The 15613-nt window shown below is 72.6% G+C and carries 16 protein-coding genes; 11 read left to right on the forward strand and 5 right to left on the reverse strand.

Translation table 11 applies throughout. The features are described 5' to 3' along the window. Window positions 1-26 precede the first annotated feature (26 nt). The 3 genes from ACFYUV_RS46025 (at window position 27) to ACFYUV_RS46035 (ending at window position 2931) form a co-directional block, all read left to right on the forward strand. Complete coding sequence (locus ACFYUV_RS46025) at window positions 27-434, forward strand: SgcJ/EcaC family oxidoreductase (protein ID WP_387681219.1); 408 nt, start codon at window positions 27-29, stop codon at window positions 432-434. Between the two features lie 36 nt (window positions 435-470). Continuing rightward, window positions 471-1448: a sigma-70 family RNA polymerase sigma factor gene (locus ACFYUV_RS46030; RefSeq protein WP_387681222.1), complete on the forward strand. Its 978-nt coding sequence runs from the start codon at window positions 471-473 to the stop codon at window positions 1446-1448. Window positions 1449-1542: 94 nt separating this feature from the next. Then, window positions 1543-2931 carry an MFS transporter gene (locus ACFYUV_RS46035; RefSeq protein WP_387681224.1) on the forward strand — a complete coding sequence of 463 codons (1389 nt, stop codon included), beginning with the start codon at window positions 1543-1545 and terminating at the stop codon, window positions 2929-2931. On the opposite strand, the gene ACFYUV_RS46040 is transcribed toward ACFYUV_RS46035, so the two are convergent. Continuing rightward, window positions 2897-3880: an aldo/keto reductase gene (locus ACFYUV_RS46040; RefSeq protein WP_387681227.1), complete on the reverse strand. Its 984-nt coding sequence runs from the start codon at window positions 3878-3880 to the stop codon at window positions 2897-2899. The genes ACFYUV_RS46035 and ACFYUV_RS46040 overlap by 35 nt on opposite strands. A 62-nt stretch (window positions 3881-3942) precedes the next feature. Here ACFYUV_RS46040 and ACFYUV_RS46045 point away from each other — a divergent pair, with 62 nt between their 5' ends. The 3 genes from ACFYUV_RS46045 (at window position 3943) to ACFYUV_RS46055 (ending at window position 6514) form a co-directional block, all read left to right on the forward strand. Beyond that, the gene (locus tag ACFYUV_RS46045; protein WP_358298825.1) at window positions 3943-4821 is read left to right on the forward strand and encodes a LysR family transcriptional regulator; all 879 of its coding nucleotides are present in this window, start codon (window positions 3943-3945) and stop codon (window positions 4819-4821) included. Between the two features lie 245 nt (window positions 4822-5066). Beyond that, a complete protein-coding gene (locus ACFYUV_RS46050) occupies window positions 5067-5267 on the forward strand; it encodes an EF-hand domain-containing protein (protein ID WP_352324961.1) in 201 nt (66 codons plus the stop codon). Between the two features lie 62 nt (window positions 5268-5329). Then, entirely contained in the window at window positions 5330-6514 is a 1185-nt protein-coding gene (locus ACFYUV_RS46055) for a helix-turn-helix domain-containing protein (protein WP_387681230.1), read from the forward strand. 57 nt (window positions 6515-6571) lie between these two features. On the opposite strand, the gene ACFYUV_RS46060 is transcribed toward ACFYUV_RS46055, so the two are convergent. Continuing rightward, on the reverse strand, window positions 6572-7858 hold the full coding sequence (locus ACFYUV_RS46060) for a hypothetical protein (protein WP_358298823.1): 1287 nt from the start codon (window positions 7856-7858) through the stop codon (window positions 6572-6574). Window positions 7859-8117: 259 nt separating this feature from the next. On the opposite strand from ACFYUV_RS46060, the gene ACFYUV_RS46065 reads away from it, so the two are divergent. Beyond that, on the forward strand, window positions 8118-9368 hold the full coding sequence (locus ACFYUV_RS46065) for an MFS transporter (RefSeq protein WP_387681233.1): 1251 nt from the start codon (window positions 8118-8120) through the stop codon (window positions 9366-9368). Here ACFYUV_RS46065 and ACFYUV_RS46070 read toward each other — a convergent pair. From ACFYUV_RS46070 to ACFYUV_RS46080, 3 genes are read right to left on the reverse strand one after another with little or no spacing between them, the layout of a single operon-like run. Further along, the gene (locus ACFYUV_RS46070) at window positions 9360-9839 is read right to left on the reverse strand and encodes a hypothetical protein (protein WP_387681236.1); all 480 of its coding nucleotides are present in this window, start codon (window positions 9837-9839) and stop codon (window positions 9360-9362) included. The genes ACFYUV_RS46065 and ACFYUV_RS46070 overlap by 9 nt on opposite strands. A gap of 57 nt (window positions 9840-9896) precedes the next feature. Then, window positions 9897-11051, reverse strand: a complete 1155-nt coding sequence (locus ACFYUV_RS46075; protein WP_387681239.1) for an NAD(P)/FAD-dependent oxidoreductase — start codon at window positions 11049-11051, stop codon at window positions 9897-9899. Window positions 11052-11090: 39 nt separating this feature from the next. Beyond that, complete coding sequence (locus tag ACFYUV_RS46080) at window positions 11091-11729, reverse strand: hypothetical protein (protein WP_387681242.1); 639 nt, start codon at window positions 11727-11729, stop codon at window positions 11091-11093. A gap of 83 nt (window positions 11730-11812) precedes the next feature. On the opposite strand from ACFYUV_RS46080, the gene ACFYUV_RS46085 reads away from it, so the two are divergent. The 4 genes from ACFYUV_RS46085 (at window position 11813) to fahA (ending at window position 15544) form a co-directional block, all read left to right on the forward strand. Then, window positions 11813-12442 (forward strand): helix-turn-helix domain-containing protein, encoded by a 630-nt coding sequence (locus ACFYUV_RS46085; protein WP_352361631.1) that lies wholly within the window; start codon window positions 11813-11815, stop codon window positions 12440-12442. Between the two features lie 77 nt (window positions 12443-12519). Continuing rightward, entirely contained in the window at window positions 12520-13689 is a 1170-nt protein-coding gene (locus tag ACFYUV_RS46090; RefSeq protein WP_358298814.1) for a homogentisate 1,2-dioxygenase domain-containing protein, read from the forward strand. Next, the gene (locus ACFYUV_RS46095; protein ID WP_387681246.1) at window positions 13686-14444 is read left to right on the forward strand and encodes a hypothetical protein; all 759 of its coding nucleotides are present in this window, start codon (window positions 13686-13688) and stop codon (window positions 14442-14444) included. Before ACFYUV_RS46090 ends, ACFYUV_RS46095 begins: the two co-directional genes overlap by 4 nt. Further along, window positions 14441-15544 carry a fumarylacetoacetase gene (gene fahA / locus ACFYUV_RS46100; RefSeq protein ID WP_357976260.1) on the forward strand — a complete coding sequence of 368 codons (1104 nt, stop codon included), beginning with the start codon at window positions 14441-14443 and terminating at the stop codon, window positions 15542-15544. The genes ACFYUV_RS46095 and fahA overlap by 4 nt, the downstream gene beginning before the upstream one ends. Window positions 15545-15613: the final 69 nt, after the last annotated feature.

Consider the following 15613-nt stretch of genomic DNA (forward strand, 5'->3'; position numbering starts at 1 on the left):
TCACCAGCGATGAGGAGAGAAGAGCCATGACCGAGACCCGAGAGCACGACGTGGCCGCCATCAAGAGCGTCCTTGAGCGCCTCTACCAGGCATGGGCCGACGGCGACGCCGACGCCTTCGTCACCGACTACACCGAGGACGCCACCGCGATCATGCCCGGCAGCGTGCGCCGGTCGAGGGAGGAGGTGCGCGGGAAGATGGCCGAGGGCTTCGCGTCCTACCTCAAGGGCAGCACGACCGCCGACCGGCTGGAGAGCATCCGTTTCCTGGGCGAGAGCGCCGCGATCGCGGTGAGCGAGACCGGCGTGCTCTTCCCCGGCGAGACCGAGGTCCCCGCCGAGCGTATGGTGTACGCGACCTGGGTGCTGGAGAAGCGGGACGGCGCCTGGCTGCTCGCGGCCTACCACAACAGCCCGGCCGTCGTGGCAGGCTGACGTACCCGTAAGGCAGGCGGAAGGCAGGGCAAGGGCGTGGACGCGGTGACGCCGGGACAAGAGGGCTTCGATCGCCGGATCGAGCCGTTCCGCAAGGAGCTGCTGACGTACTGCTACCGGATGCTCGGCTCACCCCACGACGCCGAGGACCTGGTCCAGGAGACGTACCTGCGGGCGTGGCGGGCGCGGGAGCAGTACGACGGCACCCGCAGCTCCCTGCGCACCTGGCTCTACCGGATCGCGACCAACGCCTGCCTGACGGCCCTGGAGGTCCGGGGGCGCCGGCCGCTGCCGTCGGGGCTGGTGGCCGCGTCCGACCCGCTGGCGCCGCTCGTCCAGGGGGAGAACCTGGCCTGGCTCCAGCCCCTGCCGGACTCGATGCTGGACGCGGGCGACCCGGCCGGTGCCGTGGTCGAGCGCAGCGGCCTGCGCCTGGCGTTCGCCGCCGCCCTGCAACACCTGTCGGCGCGCCAGCGCGGCGCGCTGATCCTGCGGGACGTGCTGAGCTTCTCCGCGGCGGAGTCGGCGGAGATCCTCGGCACCACCGTCGTGTCGGTGAACAGCTCCCTGCAGCGGGCGCGCGCCCGGGTGAAGGAGGCCGGCGTCCGGCGCGAACCGCTCGGCGAGCCGCCGCTGGCCGAGCAGCGCGCCTGGGTCGACCGCTACATGCGCGCCTTCGAGCACGCCGACGTCGAGGAGCTCAAACGGCTGCTCACCGAGGACGTCGTCATGGAGATGCCGCCGATGCTCAACTGGTTCGCCGGGCGCGGCAACTACGGCCTGTTCATGGACTGGGTCTTCGAGGCGGCCGGCACCGACTGGCGGCTGGCGGCGGTCACGGCCAACGGCCAGCCGGGGTTCGGCGCCTTCCGGCGCGCCGGCGACCGGTACGAGCCCCACACGCTGCAGATCTTCACCGTCACCGCCGAGGGCATCAGCCGGAACTCGGTGTTCCAGGGGACCGAGATCTTCGCGGCCTTCGGTCTGGCGGCCGGATTCGACGCGCCCCGATGACCCCGGCGGGCCCGCAAGTTTCTTCAAGACCGGGCAGGGTCGGACGGCCGATGCTGGGCGGGTGATTTCACCCGTTTCTACCCTGGTGACCGGCGTGCGCCGTGGCCCGATGCTCGCCGTGCTGCTCACCGGTCAGGTCATGGCCTCCATGGACGGCTCGATCGTGTCGGTCGCCGCGCAGACCATCCGCCAGGACCTCCACGCCGGCGGCACGGCGATCCAGCTCGTCGTGTCGGGCTACCTGCTGACCGTCGGCGTGCTCCTGGTCACCTGCGCGCGCATCGGCGACCTCGTCGGGCAGCGGCGCGCGTTCCTGTTCGGGCTGGGCTGGTTCACCGCCGCCTCGCTGCTGTGCGGGCTGGCCCCCGACGTGGGCGTGCTGGTGCTCGCACGCGTCGCGCAGGCCGCCGGGGCGGCGCTGCTCACGCCGCAGATCTTCGCGCTCATCCAGACGCACTGGCAGGGCGACGCCCGCCGCCGGGCGATCGGCCTGTACAGCATGGTGCTCGCCCTGGGCGTCGCGCTGGGGCAGGTGGTCGGCGGGCTGGTCGTCAGCGCCGACCTCCTGGGCCTGTCCTGGCGGCCGGTGTTCCTGATCAACATCCCGATCGGCGTGATCGCGCTGGCCGTGGGACCGCGCCTGCTGCCGCCCTCGCCCGTGAACGCGCGGGCGCGCCTCGACCCGGGCGGCGTGGCGATCCTGACCGCGGCCATGGCCGCGATCACCGTCCCGCTGATCTTCGGCCGCGACCTCGGCCGGCCGCTCTGGATGTGGATCTCGCTGGCCTGCGGCGCCGCGCTGTCGGTGGTGTTCGTCCGGCACGAGACCAGGGCCCGGCACCCGCTGCTCGACCTGGCCTCGGTACGGCCGCGCGGGGTGCGGCCGGGGCTGGCGGCGTGCTGGATCGTCATGGGCTGCTACACCGTCTTCCTGCTCACCCTCACGCTGCACCTCCAGACCGCGCTGGGGTACTCGCCGCTGTGGGCGGGGCTGGCCTTCGTCCCGTACGCGCTGGGATTCGGCGCGCTCAGCCTGAGCTGGACCCGGTATCCGCAGAGGTTGCAGCGGGTCCTGCCGGTCGCGGGTCCGGTCGCCTTCGCGGCGGGGGCGGGCCTGCTGGCGCTGCTGTGCCGGGACGAGTGGCGGCCGGTCGTGGCCGTCCCGCTGCTGCTGCTGGCCGGGGCCGGGCACGCCGCCGGGTACAGCCCGCTGATCGCGCGCGTCACCACGCTGGTCGAGCCCCGGCTGGCGTCGGCGATCTCGGCGCTGAACGCCACCGGGCCGGTGCTGGCCGGGGTGACCGCCGTCGCCGGGCTGGGCAGCGTCTACTTCGCCGCGCCGTCCTCGGCCGACGGGCTGCTGCGGGTCGTGGCCGCGGTCGCCGTCCTGCTCGTGGGCGCGGCCCTGTGCGCCGTCCGGGCGACGCTGGGGAGCGGCGGCCCGGCGGTCACAGGAGGGTGCCGCCGGACACGTCGAACCTGACCAGCGCCTCGTCGATCCTGGCCAGGGTGTCCGGGTGCAGGGTGAGGTCGGCGGCGGCCAGGTTCTCCTCGATGTGGGCGGGGGTGCGGCTGCCCGGGATCGCCACCACGTGCTCGTCCTGGTGCAGTAGCCAGGACAGGGCCAGCTGGGCGGGGGTGATGCCGAGGTTGGTGGCCAGGGTGCGGATGGGGGCGTACCTGTCGTTGTTGCCGGCCAGGTTCTCCGCCGAGAACCGGGGCGCGTTGTGGCGGAAGTCGCCTTCCTCCAGCCGCTGGACCGTGCCGGTCAGGAAGCCGTTGCCCAGCGGGCTCCAGGCCACCAGGCCGACGCCGAGCTCGCGGGCCGCGGCCAGCAGGTCCGGCTCCACCGGCCGCCACATCGACCACTCGTTCTGCACGGCCGTCACCGGATGGACCGCGTGCGCGGCCCTGAGCTGGGCCGCCGTCACGTTGGACAGGCCGATGTGCCTGATCAGGCCGTCGCGCACCAGGTCCGCCATCGCGCCGACCGTCTCCTCCACCGGGACGCCGGGGTCCGGGTAGTGCAGGTAGTACAGGTCGATCACGTCGGTGTCCAGGTTGCGCAGGCTGCGTTCGGCGTAGCGGCGGACCAGGCGCGGGTCGGCGTTCACGCGCAGCTCGTTGAAGGCGTACCCGACCGGGTACGGGCGGCTGGGCTCGCCTTCGGGGATCGCCAGGCCGAACTTGGTGGCCACCACGACCTCGTCGCGGGGGCGTCCCTTGAGCGCGCGGCCGACCAGGCGCTCGTTGTGGCCGTCCACGCCGTAGGCGTCGCTGGTGTCGATGTGGCCGGCGCCGCCGTCCAGGGCCGCCCGCAACGCCTTCTCGGCCCGGGTGTCGTCGATGTCGCCGTACACACCGGGCGAGAGCACCATCGCGCCGAAACCGAGCGCGGGGACCTGCAGTGTTCCGAGTTCGCGTGTCTTCATGACGATGATCGTGCCGCCGGGGGGCGCCCGGCGTCCAAGACCCTTTGCTATAACCATCGGTTATGGACGTGCACCTGCGGGACCTCCGCTACTTCGTCGCGGTGGCCGAGGAGCTGAACGTGACGCGCGCCGCCGAGCGCCTCTTCGTCTCGCAGCCGGCCCTGTCCAAGCAGCTCAGGGTGCTGGAGCGGCAGCTCGGGTTCGCGCTGCTGGAACGCGTGCACGGCGGCGTGACGCTGACCCGGCAGGGCGCGGCGCTGCTGCCGGTGGCCCGCGACCTGCTCGGACGCTGGGCCGCCGGCGTGGAGACGGCCCGCGCCGCCGCCCCCGCCGGGACGCTGGTCATCGGCATGCAGACGGCCGTCGGCCGTGGGTTGCAGCAGGAGGCGCTGCGGCTGTTCCGGCAGGCGCGGCCCGGATGGGAGGTGTCGCTCCGGCTCGTGGGCTGGGACGACCCGAGCGGCGGCCTGGCCGACGGCTCCTCCGACGTGGCGTTCATCTGGCTGCCGGTGCCGCCGGGGCTGGAGACGTACGTGCTGGTCACCGAGGAGCGGGGGGTGGCGATGCCGGCCGGTCACCGGCTGGCCGGCCTGGCCGAGGTCCCGTTCGCCGAGCTGCGGGACGAGCCGTTCATCGCGCTGCCCGCCGCGGCCGGCCCGCTGCGCGACTTCTGGCTCGCCCGCGACGCCCGGGACGACGACCCGGTCGTCGGCGTCACGGCGAACACGCCCGAGGAGGTGTTCGAGGCCGTGATCAGCGGGCTGGGCGTCGTCCTGGTGGCCGAGGGGAACGCGGCGCTCTACAAGCGTCCGGGCATGGTCTACCGCCCGGTGACGGGCCTGCAGCCGGGCCGGCTCGCCATCGCCTGGCGCCGCGGGGACGCCCGTCCCCACGTCACCGCCTTCGTCGAGGCCCTGAAACGGGCCGCCGCCACGGTCTGACGCGGCCGGGCCGGTCAGGCGAGCGAGCGCCGGTAGCGGACCTCGGTGAGGACGATGCCCCGTCCCCAGCCCTCCGGCGTCAGGTGACCTCGGCGACTGTCGCGCCGTCCGCGTCGTCGTCCCGGAAGCCGCAAATCCGGGAAAGACTCGCTTTTCCGGTGATCACCCCGAATTCATCGGCACGTTTCGGGAAGTCGCCACTAAGGTCTGACCCGACGCACCGGTAACACAGGAAGGCACCCCCTATGAGCGACCACGCCATCACCTTCGACCTCATCGACGTCGACAAGGACGGCCGCATCTCCGCCGTCGAACTCGTCCGCCTGATGGAGATCCTCGGCCAGCCCATCACGCTGGACGCGGCCCAGGAAGGCGTGCGGAAACTGGACAAGGACGGCGACGGCCTGATTGACGTGGACGAGTTCGGCGCATTCCTGCAGAAATGACAGAAACAAGCTCTTGCTAGGCAAGTCTTGTCGCCTGAGCCACAATGGCGACATGAGGGACGATGGCCATCAAGAGTGACATCAACGAAACCGGGCTCCCCGCGGACATCGTGAGAACGCTCAGGGCGGGCATCGGAAAGGTCTCGGCCGAGGTGGTCGAGGAGATCCGGACCCGGATCCCCGAGTACGCCCGACCGGCCGACGAGATCTCCGTCAAAGTCGTGAAGATGGCGGTCGAGGAGGCCATCGACGGCTTCCTCGACCGCATCGAGAACCCGGGCGCCTCCTTCGACCCCGAGCCGTTCCGCATGATCGGCAAGGGCGAGGCGGCCGAGGGCCGCAACCTGGAGCCGCTGCAGACGGCCATGCGGCTCGGCGCCCGCGTCTGCTGGCGGCGGCTGACGGAGATCGCCGACCCGCTCGGCCTGACCCCGCAGACCCTGTACGACCTGGGCGAGGCCATCTTCGTCTGCCTCGACCGGCTCGCCGACGCCGCCGCCCAGGGCTTCGACGAGGCCAGGGCGCACGCCGCCGGCGAGCTCGAACGCCGCCGCAACCGCCTGCTCGACCTGCTCCTCAGCCGGCCACCCGCCGCCCCCGAGGCCGTCGCCGACCTGGCCAGGGCCGCCGGATGGCGGCTGCCGCGAACCGTGGCGGGCGTGGCGCTCGACGACCGGCACGGCACGTACCGGGCGCCCGCGCTGCCGCCGGGCGTGCTCGGCGGCCTGGAGCGGCCCGCGCCGTGCCTGCTGGTGCCCGACCCGGACGGGCCGGGACAGGCGCAGCTGCTCGACCACGCGCTGCGCGGCCACCGTGCCGCGATCGGCCCGGCGGTGCCGTTGGCCGCGGCGGCGACGTCCCTGAGGTGGGCGCGCGAGGCGCTGGAGCTGTCCCGGCGCGGCGTGCTGCCGCGCGGGCTGCTGCGCTGCGCCGACCACATGGCCACGCTCGTGGTGTTCAAGGACGAGGAGCTGGTCGGCGCCATGGCGCAGGCCCGCCTCGCGCCGCTGGCCCACCTGCGGCCCGCCCAGCAGGACCGGCTGGCCGAGACGCTGCTGGCCTGGTTGCGGCACGGCCGGGGCGCCGGCGAGGTGGCCGCCCGGCTGCACGTGCATCCGCAGACCGTGCGCTACCGGCTGCGGCAGCTCGAAGAGCTCTACGGCGACCAGCTCGCCGATCCCGACGTCCGGTTCGAGCTGGAGATCGTGCTCAGGGCCCGCCAGACCCTCATCGCCGCCGGGCCGTGAGCGGCCCGCCGCGCCCGGCCGGCGCGGCGGGGACCGGGCGGGGCCGGGCGGCTGCCGTCAGGCGGTGTGCAGGTAGACCTGGCCGAAGACCTCGGACAGGTTCTTGATGTCCGTGGCGACGTCGGCCTCGGGGCTGCTGTAGTCGTAGACGGTGGCCAGCCGCGGGCGCACGGTGCCGAGCTTCTTGAGCTGGTCCCAGGTGGTGTTGGCCGCCCACTTCTCGCCGTACACCCGGTTGACCTGGCCCTGCGCGTCCTGCCAGCGGCTCCACAGGACGACGGTCTCGGCGGCGTCGGCCTGGAGCGGGGCGGCGATGCGGTCGGTGATGGCCTGGGTGGCCTGCTCGGCGGTGAGCTTGGAGGTGCCGGCGGCGGTGAACCCGGCGTCCTCGGCGGCGATCTGGGCGTAGGCGTCCCAGGCGCGGGCGCGGACCTGGATCCACTGGTTGCGCTGGGCCTCGGCGGCGTCGATCTTCCAGGTGGCGTACTCGGTGGCCAGGTGGCCGGTGTCCAGGGTCAGCTGGTCGATCTGGCCGCCGGAAAGCCAGGCGCCGATGCGGGCGGGGTCGAGCAGCGGGTACTTCTTGGTCATCTCGGCCTTGCAGGCGTCGTTGGCGCCGCAGCCGAACAGCGGGACCACCGTGTGCGCCGCCAGCTTCTTGCCCGGCACGAGGTTGCGCAGCGCGGTCGTGGCCTCGGTGACGAACTTGTCCAGCTCCTCGGCCGTGGCGAAGGTCTGGTTGTAGCCGAGCTGCGAGGTGAACCTGATCCCGGCGACCCCCGGCTGCGCGGCCAGGGCGGCGACCTTCTTGGCGGCCTCGGCCAGCTTGCCGGCCTTGTAGTCGTCGGCCAGCTCGGTCTCGATCCAGGTCCGCAGGCCGGCCTCGACCGCGCTCTTCACGGCCTGGCCCGCCGGGCTCTCGGCGGCGGCCGTCTTGGCGGCGGCCGAGATCCCGTCGGGGTCGACGTGGCACTTCTGGCCGTCCGGGCACTGGTCGGGGGTGCCGCCGTCCTCGGCGCCGTCGACGTCCGGGGAGCCGACGTCGTGCATCTCGCCGTCGCCCTCGGAGTCGGTCGCGCACTCGTTGCCCGCTTCGCTGCAGTCGACCACGATCTCGTGCATCGGCCCGGAGTCGATCATGTTCTTGCCGTCGTTGTCCAGCCAGAACCGGGCGATGTCGGCGGCCTCCTCGGGAGTGGCCAGCCAGCGGCAGACGACGAACGCCGGGGTGTCGGCGGACATCAGGTCGTTGCAGCCCCGTGGATCGTCCTCCGACCAGGCGGGAACTCCGACGCCGAGCAACGACAGGGCCAGTCCGATGACGAAGATCTTCCGCAGTCGCATGGCGCCTTTACTCCCATGGGGGGCGATCGTGGGCAGATAGCACAATATCGGGACGATCAACAACCTTCAATGAGATCCACGGCGATCCTCACGCGGTTCTCGACGCGCAGTAGGCGTCGCAGTCGAGCGCAGGCGATCACCCCTCCGCCCGCGCGGCCCGACCGGCCTCGTCACCCCCATGGCAAATATTGGGACGACACCGCACTGCCACAAGCGGCAGACTGGGACGGATTTGAACGTTTTCGAGGGGACCGGCCCAGTGCACAGCTACCTCCGCGACCTCGGGCTGCTCCGCGACCGCAAGTTCGCCCTGTTGTTGTCCGCGCGGACCATCTCCATGCTCGGCAGCGCCTTCGCGCCCGTGGCGCTCGCCTTCGGCATCCTGGAACTGCCCGGCGCGGACGCCACGACGTTGTCGGTGGTGCTCACCGCCGAGTCACTGCCCATGATCGTGTTCATGCTGATCGGCGGGGTGATCGCGGACCGGCTGCCGCGGCAGCGGGTGATGATGGCCGGCGAGCTGCTCATGGCGCTGGGCTACTTCGCGCTGGCGGCGATGCTGCTGACCGGCTGGGCGCCGCTGCCCGTGATGAGCGTCGCGGCGGCGGCCTGCGGCGTGGGCATGGCGATCATGTTCCCGGCGCTGACCGGCATCATCCCCGAGATCGTGCCCGCCGAGCGGCTGCAGGCCGGCAACGCGCTGCTCGGTCTCGGCGCGAACGCCTCGCGCGTGGCCGGGGTGGTGCTGAGCGGCGCCACGGTGCTGTGGTTCGGCGGCGGCTGGGCCCTGCTGGTCAGCGGTGCGATGTTCGCGGTGGCCGGCGTGCTGATCGCGCTGCTGCGACTGCCCCCCGCCGAGCGCGCGGCGGCCGAGCGGCACTCGGTGCTGGCCGACCTGCGCCACGGGTGGCGGGAGTTCCGCTCGCGGCAGTGGATCTGGGTGGTCGTCGCCCAGTTCTCGGTGCTGGTGATGGCGATCCAGGCCGGGCACGGCGTGCTCGGGCCGCTGCTGGCCAAGGAGACGCTGGGCGGGCCGGCGGCCTGGTCGGCGTTCCTGGCGGGCGAGGCCGTCGGGACGATCGCCGGGGTGCTGGTGTCGTTGCGGCTGCGTCCGCGCCGGCCGATCCTGCTCGGCACGCTGTTGTGCCTGCCGACCGCGCTGCCGTACGTGCTGCTCGGGCTGGACGCGCCGCTGTGGGCGATCGTGGCGGGGGCGTTCGTGCTGGGCGTGTGCTTCGACGTCTTCGGCGTGCTGTGGCAGACGACGATGCAGCGCGAGATCCCGGCGGAGTCGTTGTCGCGGGTCAGCTCGTACGACGCGCTCGGGTCACTGATGTTCGGGCCGATCGGGCTGATGCTGGCCGCGCCGGCGGCGGTGGCCTTCGGCACCGAGGGGGCGCTGCTCGGCTGCGCCGCCCTCGTCGTGCTGTCCACGCTCGCCGCGCTGGCCGCGCCGGGGGTGCGCAACCTGCGCGCCCCCGAGCCGGAGCCCGAGCCGGTCTCACTCTGAGCGGAACCAGGCGTTGGCCCTCGGCTGGAACATCAGCGTGACGGCCCCGAGCACGGCCGTCACGTGCAGCACCCGGCTGATCGTGAAGAGCCAGGTCACCACGTCGGCCCCGGCGGCGGCCCCGGCGATCGAGCCGCCGTGCAGCAGCCACTGGATCGGCCCCACGACCAGCGACAACGTGCCGAACACGCCGAGCCCCACGGCCAGCGTGAGCCTGGCCCAGTTCTGCCCCGCGCGCATCCGCAGCGCCAGGAAGACCGCCGCGGCGAAGACGGCCACCCGCAGACCGGCGCCGGGCAGCAGGTCCAGGACGCCCGAAGTGCCCTCGTAGAGCTCCCTGCCGACGGCGAGCACGGTCTCGAACGCCCCCGCCGCGACGGCGGACATCCACAGCAGCGCGGCGGCGTGCACGACGGGCGGCGGCTGGGGGGTACGAGGCTCGGCGGTCTGCGAGGCGAGGGCGGTGGTCATGGCGGGCTCCCTGTCGTTTCGATTACAGGGAAAGTCTGATCCGCGCGCCCGCGCCGATCATGCCCGTCGTCCCCCGAATCCCGGTGAGGCGGGCCCTACCCCGAGGTCTCCGCTCGTGCGCAGGCCGCGGGTCACCACGCGCTCGTGGCCGAGCCCGAAGCGCGGCTCGGGGGCGCGCTCGCCGTCCAGGATCTCGGCCACGTACGCGGCCAGGGCCGGGGCGTGCTTGAACCCGTGGCCCGAGTCGCCGCCGAGCAGCCACACGCCGGGCGCGTCCTCGGCGATGATCCACTCGGCGTCGGGGGTGAGCGCGTACTGGCAGACCTGGCTGAACAGCACCGGCGCGGCCGCCAGCGAGGGGAACCTGCGCCGCAGGTAGTCGCGGGCCTGCTCGACCGCGGACGGGTCCACCGCCCGGCTGCCCTCCTCCGGCTCGTACGGCTGCCCTTCGGCGTCGGAGGTGGCCTTCATGCCGACCCCGTCCACGTCGCCGTGCCCGTAGGCCGAGGAGCCGTAGTCCACCCAGGCGGGCGTCTCGGGGGACGACCACGCGGCGGGCGCGGCGAAGTGCACCGTGTCCTGCCTGGTCACCGTGACCGGCACGGAGAACAGGCCGGGCAGCCAGGCGCCGCACGCCCACACGACGCGGTCGGCCCGCCGCACCTCGCCGTCCACCTCGACCGCGCTCAGCCCCGGCACGGGCGTCGCCCGTCCCCTGACCAGCCGGACGCCGGCCGCCTGGGCCAGCCGGGCGGTCACCTGCGTCGCTCGCCGCGCCCTGAGCACGCCCGCGTGCGGCTCGTGGAGCAGGAAGCTCAGGTCGTCGCCGCGGTAGTCGGGGAAGAAGCGCCGGCCGTCCGCCGGGTCGAGCACCTCAACCGGGATATCCAGATTTTTCAGTACTTGGGCGCTGGCGTGCTCCCACCCGTCCGGCCGGGCCGCGAACCACACCATGCCCGACTCCAGGAACAGTTCCTCGCCGGCCCGCTCGCCCAGCCGCCGCCAGCCCTCCCGCGCCTCCCAGGCCAGCCGCGCGTACCAGTCGTCAGCGCCGTGCGCGCAGCGCAGGAGCCGCGTCTCCCCCGCGCTGGCCTGCCGGACGTGTCCAGGCTTGTGCTGTTCGACCAGAGTCACCTGCCAGCCGGTTTCGGCCAGCCGCAACGCCAGCGACGACCCCCATATACCGGCTCCGACCACAATGACCGATTTCATGGAACCACCGTGACCGCAGGAACCGCCCCGCGCAAGGGTTCAGACGATGATCAACCGGACCACGACGCCCGCGCAGTTGCCCGCCACGCAGACACGCACCGGGACCTCGGAGATGCCGGCCGCCTGGGGCACCCCGCCCACGTGCCCGTCGGGGCCGATCGTCACGCCCGCGGGCAGCTTGGCGTGGTCGGTCACGCTGAAGGTCGGGATGACGCCCGGGGGACCGCCGTTGATGCCGATCTCGCCGGCGAGCGGGACGCCGGCCCGGCCCGGGAAGGTCAGCTCGCGCGGCTCCCATGGAACGTTCCCGAGCACGACGAGGGTGATGAGCTGCTCGTCGCACGAGTGCCCGGCGCAGAGCCGGACCGGGGCGATGAACGTGCCCACGCGCGAGGGCGTGCCGGACAGCCGCCCGCCCGCGTCGACGCTGACCCCCACGGCGACGTAGCCGGGACGGAAGGTCACGCCCTTGGCGACCGGCAGCAGCCACTGGCTCACCGTGATGCCCTGGGTGAGGTAGAAGGTGTTCTCCACCAGCCGGTCGCCCTCCGCGCGCGGCGGCGGGTCGATCAGGGTCTCCCTCGCCATGTACGCGATCGGCGTGGTGAGCGACGGCACGGCCGGCGGCAGGGCGCAGAGAGCCAGCCCGGCGACCAGGAACAGCCACCTCTGCCGCATCTCCACCCCCCGACGCCTCTCGTCCCTACGTACCCCTTCACCGTGCTCTTTCACTGGTCAGCCGTCACTCCATAATCGAAGTCATGGCCGCCGAATCCGCCCAGACGCTCGAACGCGGGCTGCGCCTGCTGCGACTTCTCGCCGACGGGAAGGGCGGGCGCACCCCGACCGAGCTGAGCACCGAGCTGTCGCTGAGCCGGCCGGTGGTCTACCGGCTGCTGACGACGCTGCTGAACGAGGGGTTCGTCCGCCGCGACGCCGAAGGGCGGGTGCATCTCGGGTTCGGGGTGCTGGTGCTGGCCCAGGCCGTGCAGCCGTTGCTGCGGGCGGCGGCGGTGCCGACGCTGCGGCGGCTGGCCGAGCAGGTGGGCGCGACCGCGCACCTGACCGTGGCCGAGGGCGACGACGGGCTGGCGGTGGCGGTGGTGGAGCCGTCCTGGACCGATCTGCACGTGGCCTACCGGGAGGGGTCGCGCCATCCGCTGGCGAAAGGCGCGGCGGGCCGGGCGATCCTGGCCCTGCGCGAGGGGCGCGACGAATACCTCGTGACGGAGGGGCAGTTGCAGGTGGGGGCGCGGGGCATCGCCGCGCCCGTGACCGGGCTGCCGTGGCTGGAGGCTTCGGTGGGGGTGGTGACGTTCGGCCCGCTGGAGGAGGAGACGGGGCCGCGCGTGGTGGCGGCGGCCGCCGAGCTGGCCGCCGCGCTGGGTTGACATCTCCACACCGATGTCGGACGGTGGTCACACATAGAGGACACATGCGTCCGATAAGCGGACAACATGGAGGGCGGATGCCGTACTACCGCGTCGTTGGGGAAGTGCCACGCAAGCGGCACACGCAGTTCAGGCGGCCGGACGGCGGCCTCTACGCCGAGGAGCTGATGGGCGAGGAGGGCTTCTCGTCCGACTCCTCGCTGCTCTACCACCGCCACCTGCCCACCGCGATCATCAAGGCCGAGGCGGTCACGCCCGCGTCCGCGACGCGACTGGAGCCCAATCTGCCGCTCTCCCCGCGCCATTTCCGCACGCAGGAGCTGTCCAGCGCCGGTGACCTGGTCGACGGCCGCATCCTGCTCGCCGGCAACGCCGACGTCCGGTTGTCGTACGCCACCAGCGACCGCCCCAGCGAGCTGTACCGCAACTCCATGGGCGACGAGTGCGTCTACGTGCAGCGCGGCTCGGTCCGCTTCGAGTCCACCTACGGCGTCATCGAGGCCGGCGAGGGCGACTACGTCGTCGTCCCGACCGGCACGATCCACCGCTGGGTGCCCGACGGGCAGGTCAACGTGCTGGCCATCGAGGCGTCCGGGCACATCAGGCCGCCCAAGCGCTACCTGTCGCAGTACGGGCAGTTCCTGGAGCACGCGCCGTACTGCGAACGCGACCTGCGCGCCCCCACGCAGACCCTGCTCGCCGAGGGCGAGGAGGTGCCCGTCCTGGTCCGCACGCGGGGCGGCCTGACCAGGCTGGTCTACCGCAACCACCCCTTCGACGTGGTCGGCTGGGACGGCTACCTCTATCCGTACGCCTTCAACATCGACGACTTCGAGCCGATCGTGAAGAAGACGCACGCGCCGCCGCCGGTGCACCAGACGTTCGAGGGGCCCGGGTTCGTGGTCTGCTCGTTCTGCCCGCGGCCGCTCGACTACCACCCCGAGGCCATCCCGATCCCGTACAACCACCACAACGTGGACTCCGACGAGTTCATGTTCTACGTGGGCGGCGACTACACCGCGCGCAAGGGCTCGGGCATCGACGTCGGCTCGGTCTCGCTGCACCCGGCCGGGTTCACGCACGGCCCGCAGCCCGGCGCGGTCGAGGCGGTGATCGACGCGGTCGCCCGCGGCGTCACCACCACGAGCGAGATGGCCGTGATGGTCGACACCTTCCGCCCGCTCGACCTCGGGCCGGGCGCGCTGTCCTGTGAGGATCCCGGCTACGCATGGACCTGGGCACGATGACTCTCTTCAGCGAACTGGTCGACGACGCGGGCCTGTTCCCGCCGACGTCGCTGCACATGGACGAGGCGCTGGCCCGCAACCAGCGCGACCTGGAGCACGGCAACGGCGTGCTCACCCACCGCTTCCTCTGCCCGGCCAGCCGGCTCGACCGGCTGCGCGGGCACGCCTACCGGCCGCGGCGCATCGGGCTGATCGTGGACACGCCCGAGCTCCCCGACTTCGGCGACCTGCCGGTGGACTTCGTCGAGATCCCGCTCGGGGCCGACGAGTCCGTCGCCGAGCTGGCCCGGCGCCTCGGCCTGCCGGCGCACGTGCGGCTGTTCGTCGAGGTCCCGCCGGACCGGAAGGTCGCCGGGGTGCCCGACGGGGTGGGGCTGAAGGTGCGCTGCGGCGGGCTCAAGGCCGAGGCGTTCCCGTCGGTGGAGCACCTCGCGGCGTTCGTCCGGGCCTGCGTCGAGGCCGACGTCCCGTTCAAGGCCACGGCCGGGCTGCACCACGCGGTGCGGCACTTCGACCCGAGCCTCGGCGTCGACCGGCACGGCTTCCTCAACCTGCTGCTGTCGGTCTGCGAGGCCGTGGAGGGCCGCGACCCCGCGCCCGTGCTGCGCACCACCGACGTCGGCCATCTCGTGCGGCTGGCCGGCGCCGTGACCGAGGAGACCGCGAAGCGGGCGCGGCGGCTGCTGGTCAGCTACGGCTCCTGCAGCACCGGCACGCCCATCGAGGACCTGCAGACGCTAGGAGTGATTCAGTGAGCTGGGGAGTGGACAACCTGCCCTACGGCGTGTTCTCCCGTCAGGGCGAATCGCCCAGAGTGGGCGTCAGGTACGGCGACAAGGTGCTCGACCTGGCCGCCGCGCTGCACGACGAGGTGTTCGCCGCGCCCTCGCTCAACCCCTTCATGGCGAGGGGCCGCTCGGCCTGGCACGACACCAGGACCCTCATCCAGAACAAGCTGACCGGCGACTCCTCGGTCACCGAGAGCCACCTGATCCCGCTCGACCAGGTGCGGCTGCACATGCCGTTCGAGGTGGCCGACTACGTCGACTTCTACTGCTCGCTCGACCACGCCAGCAACATCGGCCGGATCTTCCGTCCCGACGCCGAGCCGCTGCTGCCCAACTGGCGTCACCTGCCCGTCGGCTACCACGGCAGGTCGGGCACGGTCGTCGTGTCCGGCACGCCGGTCCGGCGCCCGCACGGCCAGCTCAGGGCCGGGGTCTACGGGCCGTGCGCCAAGCTCGACATCGAGGCCGAGCTGGGGTTCGTGGTCGGCGTGCCGTCGGAGCTGGGCTCGCCGGCGGGGGCGTTCGAGGACCACGTGTTCGGGGTGACACTGGTCAACGACTGGAGCGCGCGCGACATCCAGGCGTGGGAGTACGTGCCGCTCGGGCCGTTCCTGGGCAAGTCGTTCGCGACCTCGGTCTCGCCGTGGGTCACGCCGCTGGAGGCGCTGCCCCGGGTCCCGGGCCGCCCGCAGGACCCCGAGCCGCTCGACTACCTGCGCAGGCAGGGCGACTGGGGCCTGGACATCGCCGTCGAGGTCGTGCTCAACGGCGACGTGATCTCGCGCCCGCCGTACCCGAGCATGTACTGGACGCCCGACCAGATGCTCGCCCACATGACCGTGAACGGCGCCTCCCTGCGCACCGGAGACCTGTTCGCCAGCGGCACGATCTCCGGCCCTGAACGCGACGAGCGCGGCTCGCTCATCGAGCTGACCTGGAACGGCGCCGAACCGATCAAGCTGTCCGGCGGCGACACCCGCACCTTCCTCCAGGACGGCGACACGGTGACGATCCGGGCCACCGCGGGCGGCCTGACATTGGGCGAGGTGTCCGGAACCATCGGATAAGTAACTCAAGGTGCTTAGACCGTCACTCACCGCTAACCTGGGAAGTCCCCTTCCCTCGGAAAGCCCTCG

Source organism: Nonomuraea sp. NPDC003560, from assembly GCF_042878785.1.
Lineage (GTDB): Bacteria > Actinomycetota > Actinomycetes > Streptosporangiales > Streptosporangiaceae > Nonomuraea.

Bases quoted from the DNA above. Each gene is read 5' to 3' on its own strand.
- ACFYUV_RS46025 (WP_387681219.1), top strand. From the start codon at position 27: ATGACCGAGACCCGAGAGCACGACGTGGCCGCCATCAAGAGCGTCCTT.
- ACFYUV_RS46040 (WP_387681227.1), bottom strand. From the start codon at position 3,880: ATGAAGACACGCGAACTCGGAACACTGCAGGTCCCCGCGCTCGGTTTC.
- ACFYUV_RS46045 (WP_358298825.1), top strand. From the start codon at position 3,943: ATGGACGTGCACCTGCGGGACCTCCGCTACTTCGTCGCGGTGGCCGAG.
- ACFYUV_RS46050 (WP_352324961.1), top strand. From the start codon at position 5,067: ATGAGCGACCACGCCATCACCTTCGACCTCATCGACGTCGACAAGGAC.
- ACFYUV_RS46055 (WP_387681230.1), top strand. From the start codon at position 5,330: ATGGCCATCAAGAGTGACATCAACGAAACCGGGCTCCCCGCGGACATC.
- ACFYUV_RS46060 (WP_358298823.1), bottom strand. From the start codon at position 7,858: ATGCGACTGCGGAAGATCTTCGTCATCGGACTGGCCCTGTCGTTGCTC.
- ACFYUV_RS46070 (WP_387681236.1), bottom strand. From the start codon at position 9,839: ATGACCACCGCCCTCGCCTCGCAGACCGCCGAGCCTCGTACCCCCCAG.
- ACFYUV_RS46075 (WP_387681239.1), bottom strand. From the start codon at position 11,051: ATGAAATCGGTCATTGTGGTCGGAGCCGGTATATGGGGGTCGTCGCTG.
- ACFYUV_RS46080 (WP_387681242.1), bottom strand. From the start codon at position 11,729: ATGCGGCAGAGGTGGCTGTTCCTGGTCGCCGGGCTGGCTCTCTGCGCC.
- ACFYUV_RS46085 (WP_352361631.1), top strand. From the start codon at position 11,813: ATGGCCGCCGAATCCGCCCAGACGCTCGAACGCGGGCTGCGCCTGCTG.
- ACFYUV_RS46090 (WP_358298814.1), top strand. From the start codon at position 12,520: ATGCCGTACTACCGCGTCGTTGGGGAAGTGCCACGCAAGCGGCACACG.
- ACFYUV_RS46095 (WP_387681246.1), top strand. From the start codon at position 13,686: ATGACTCTCTTCAGCGAACTGGTCGACGACGCGGGCCTGTTCCCGCCG.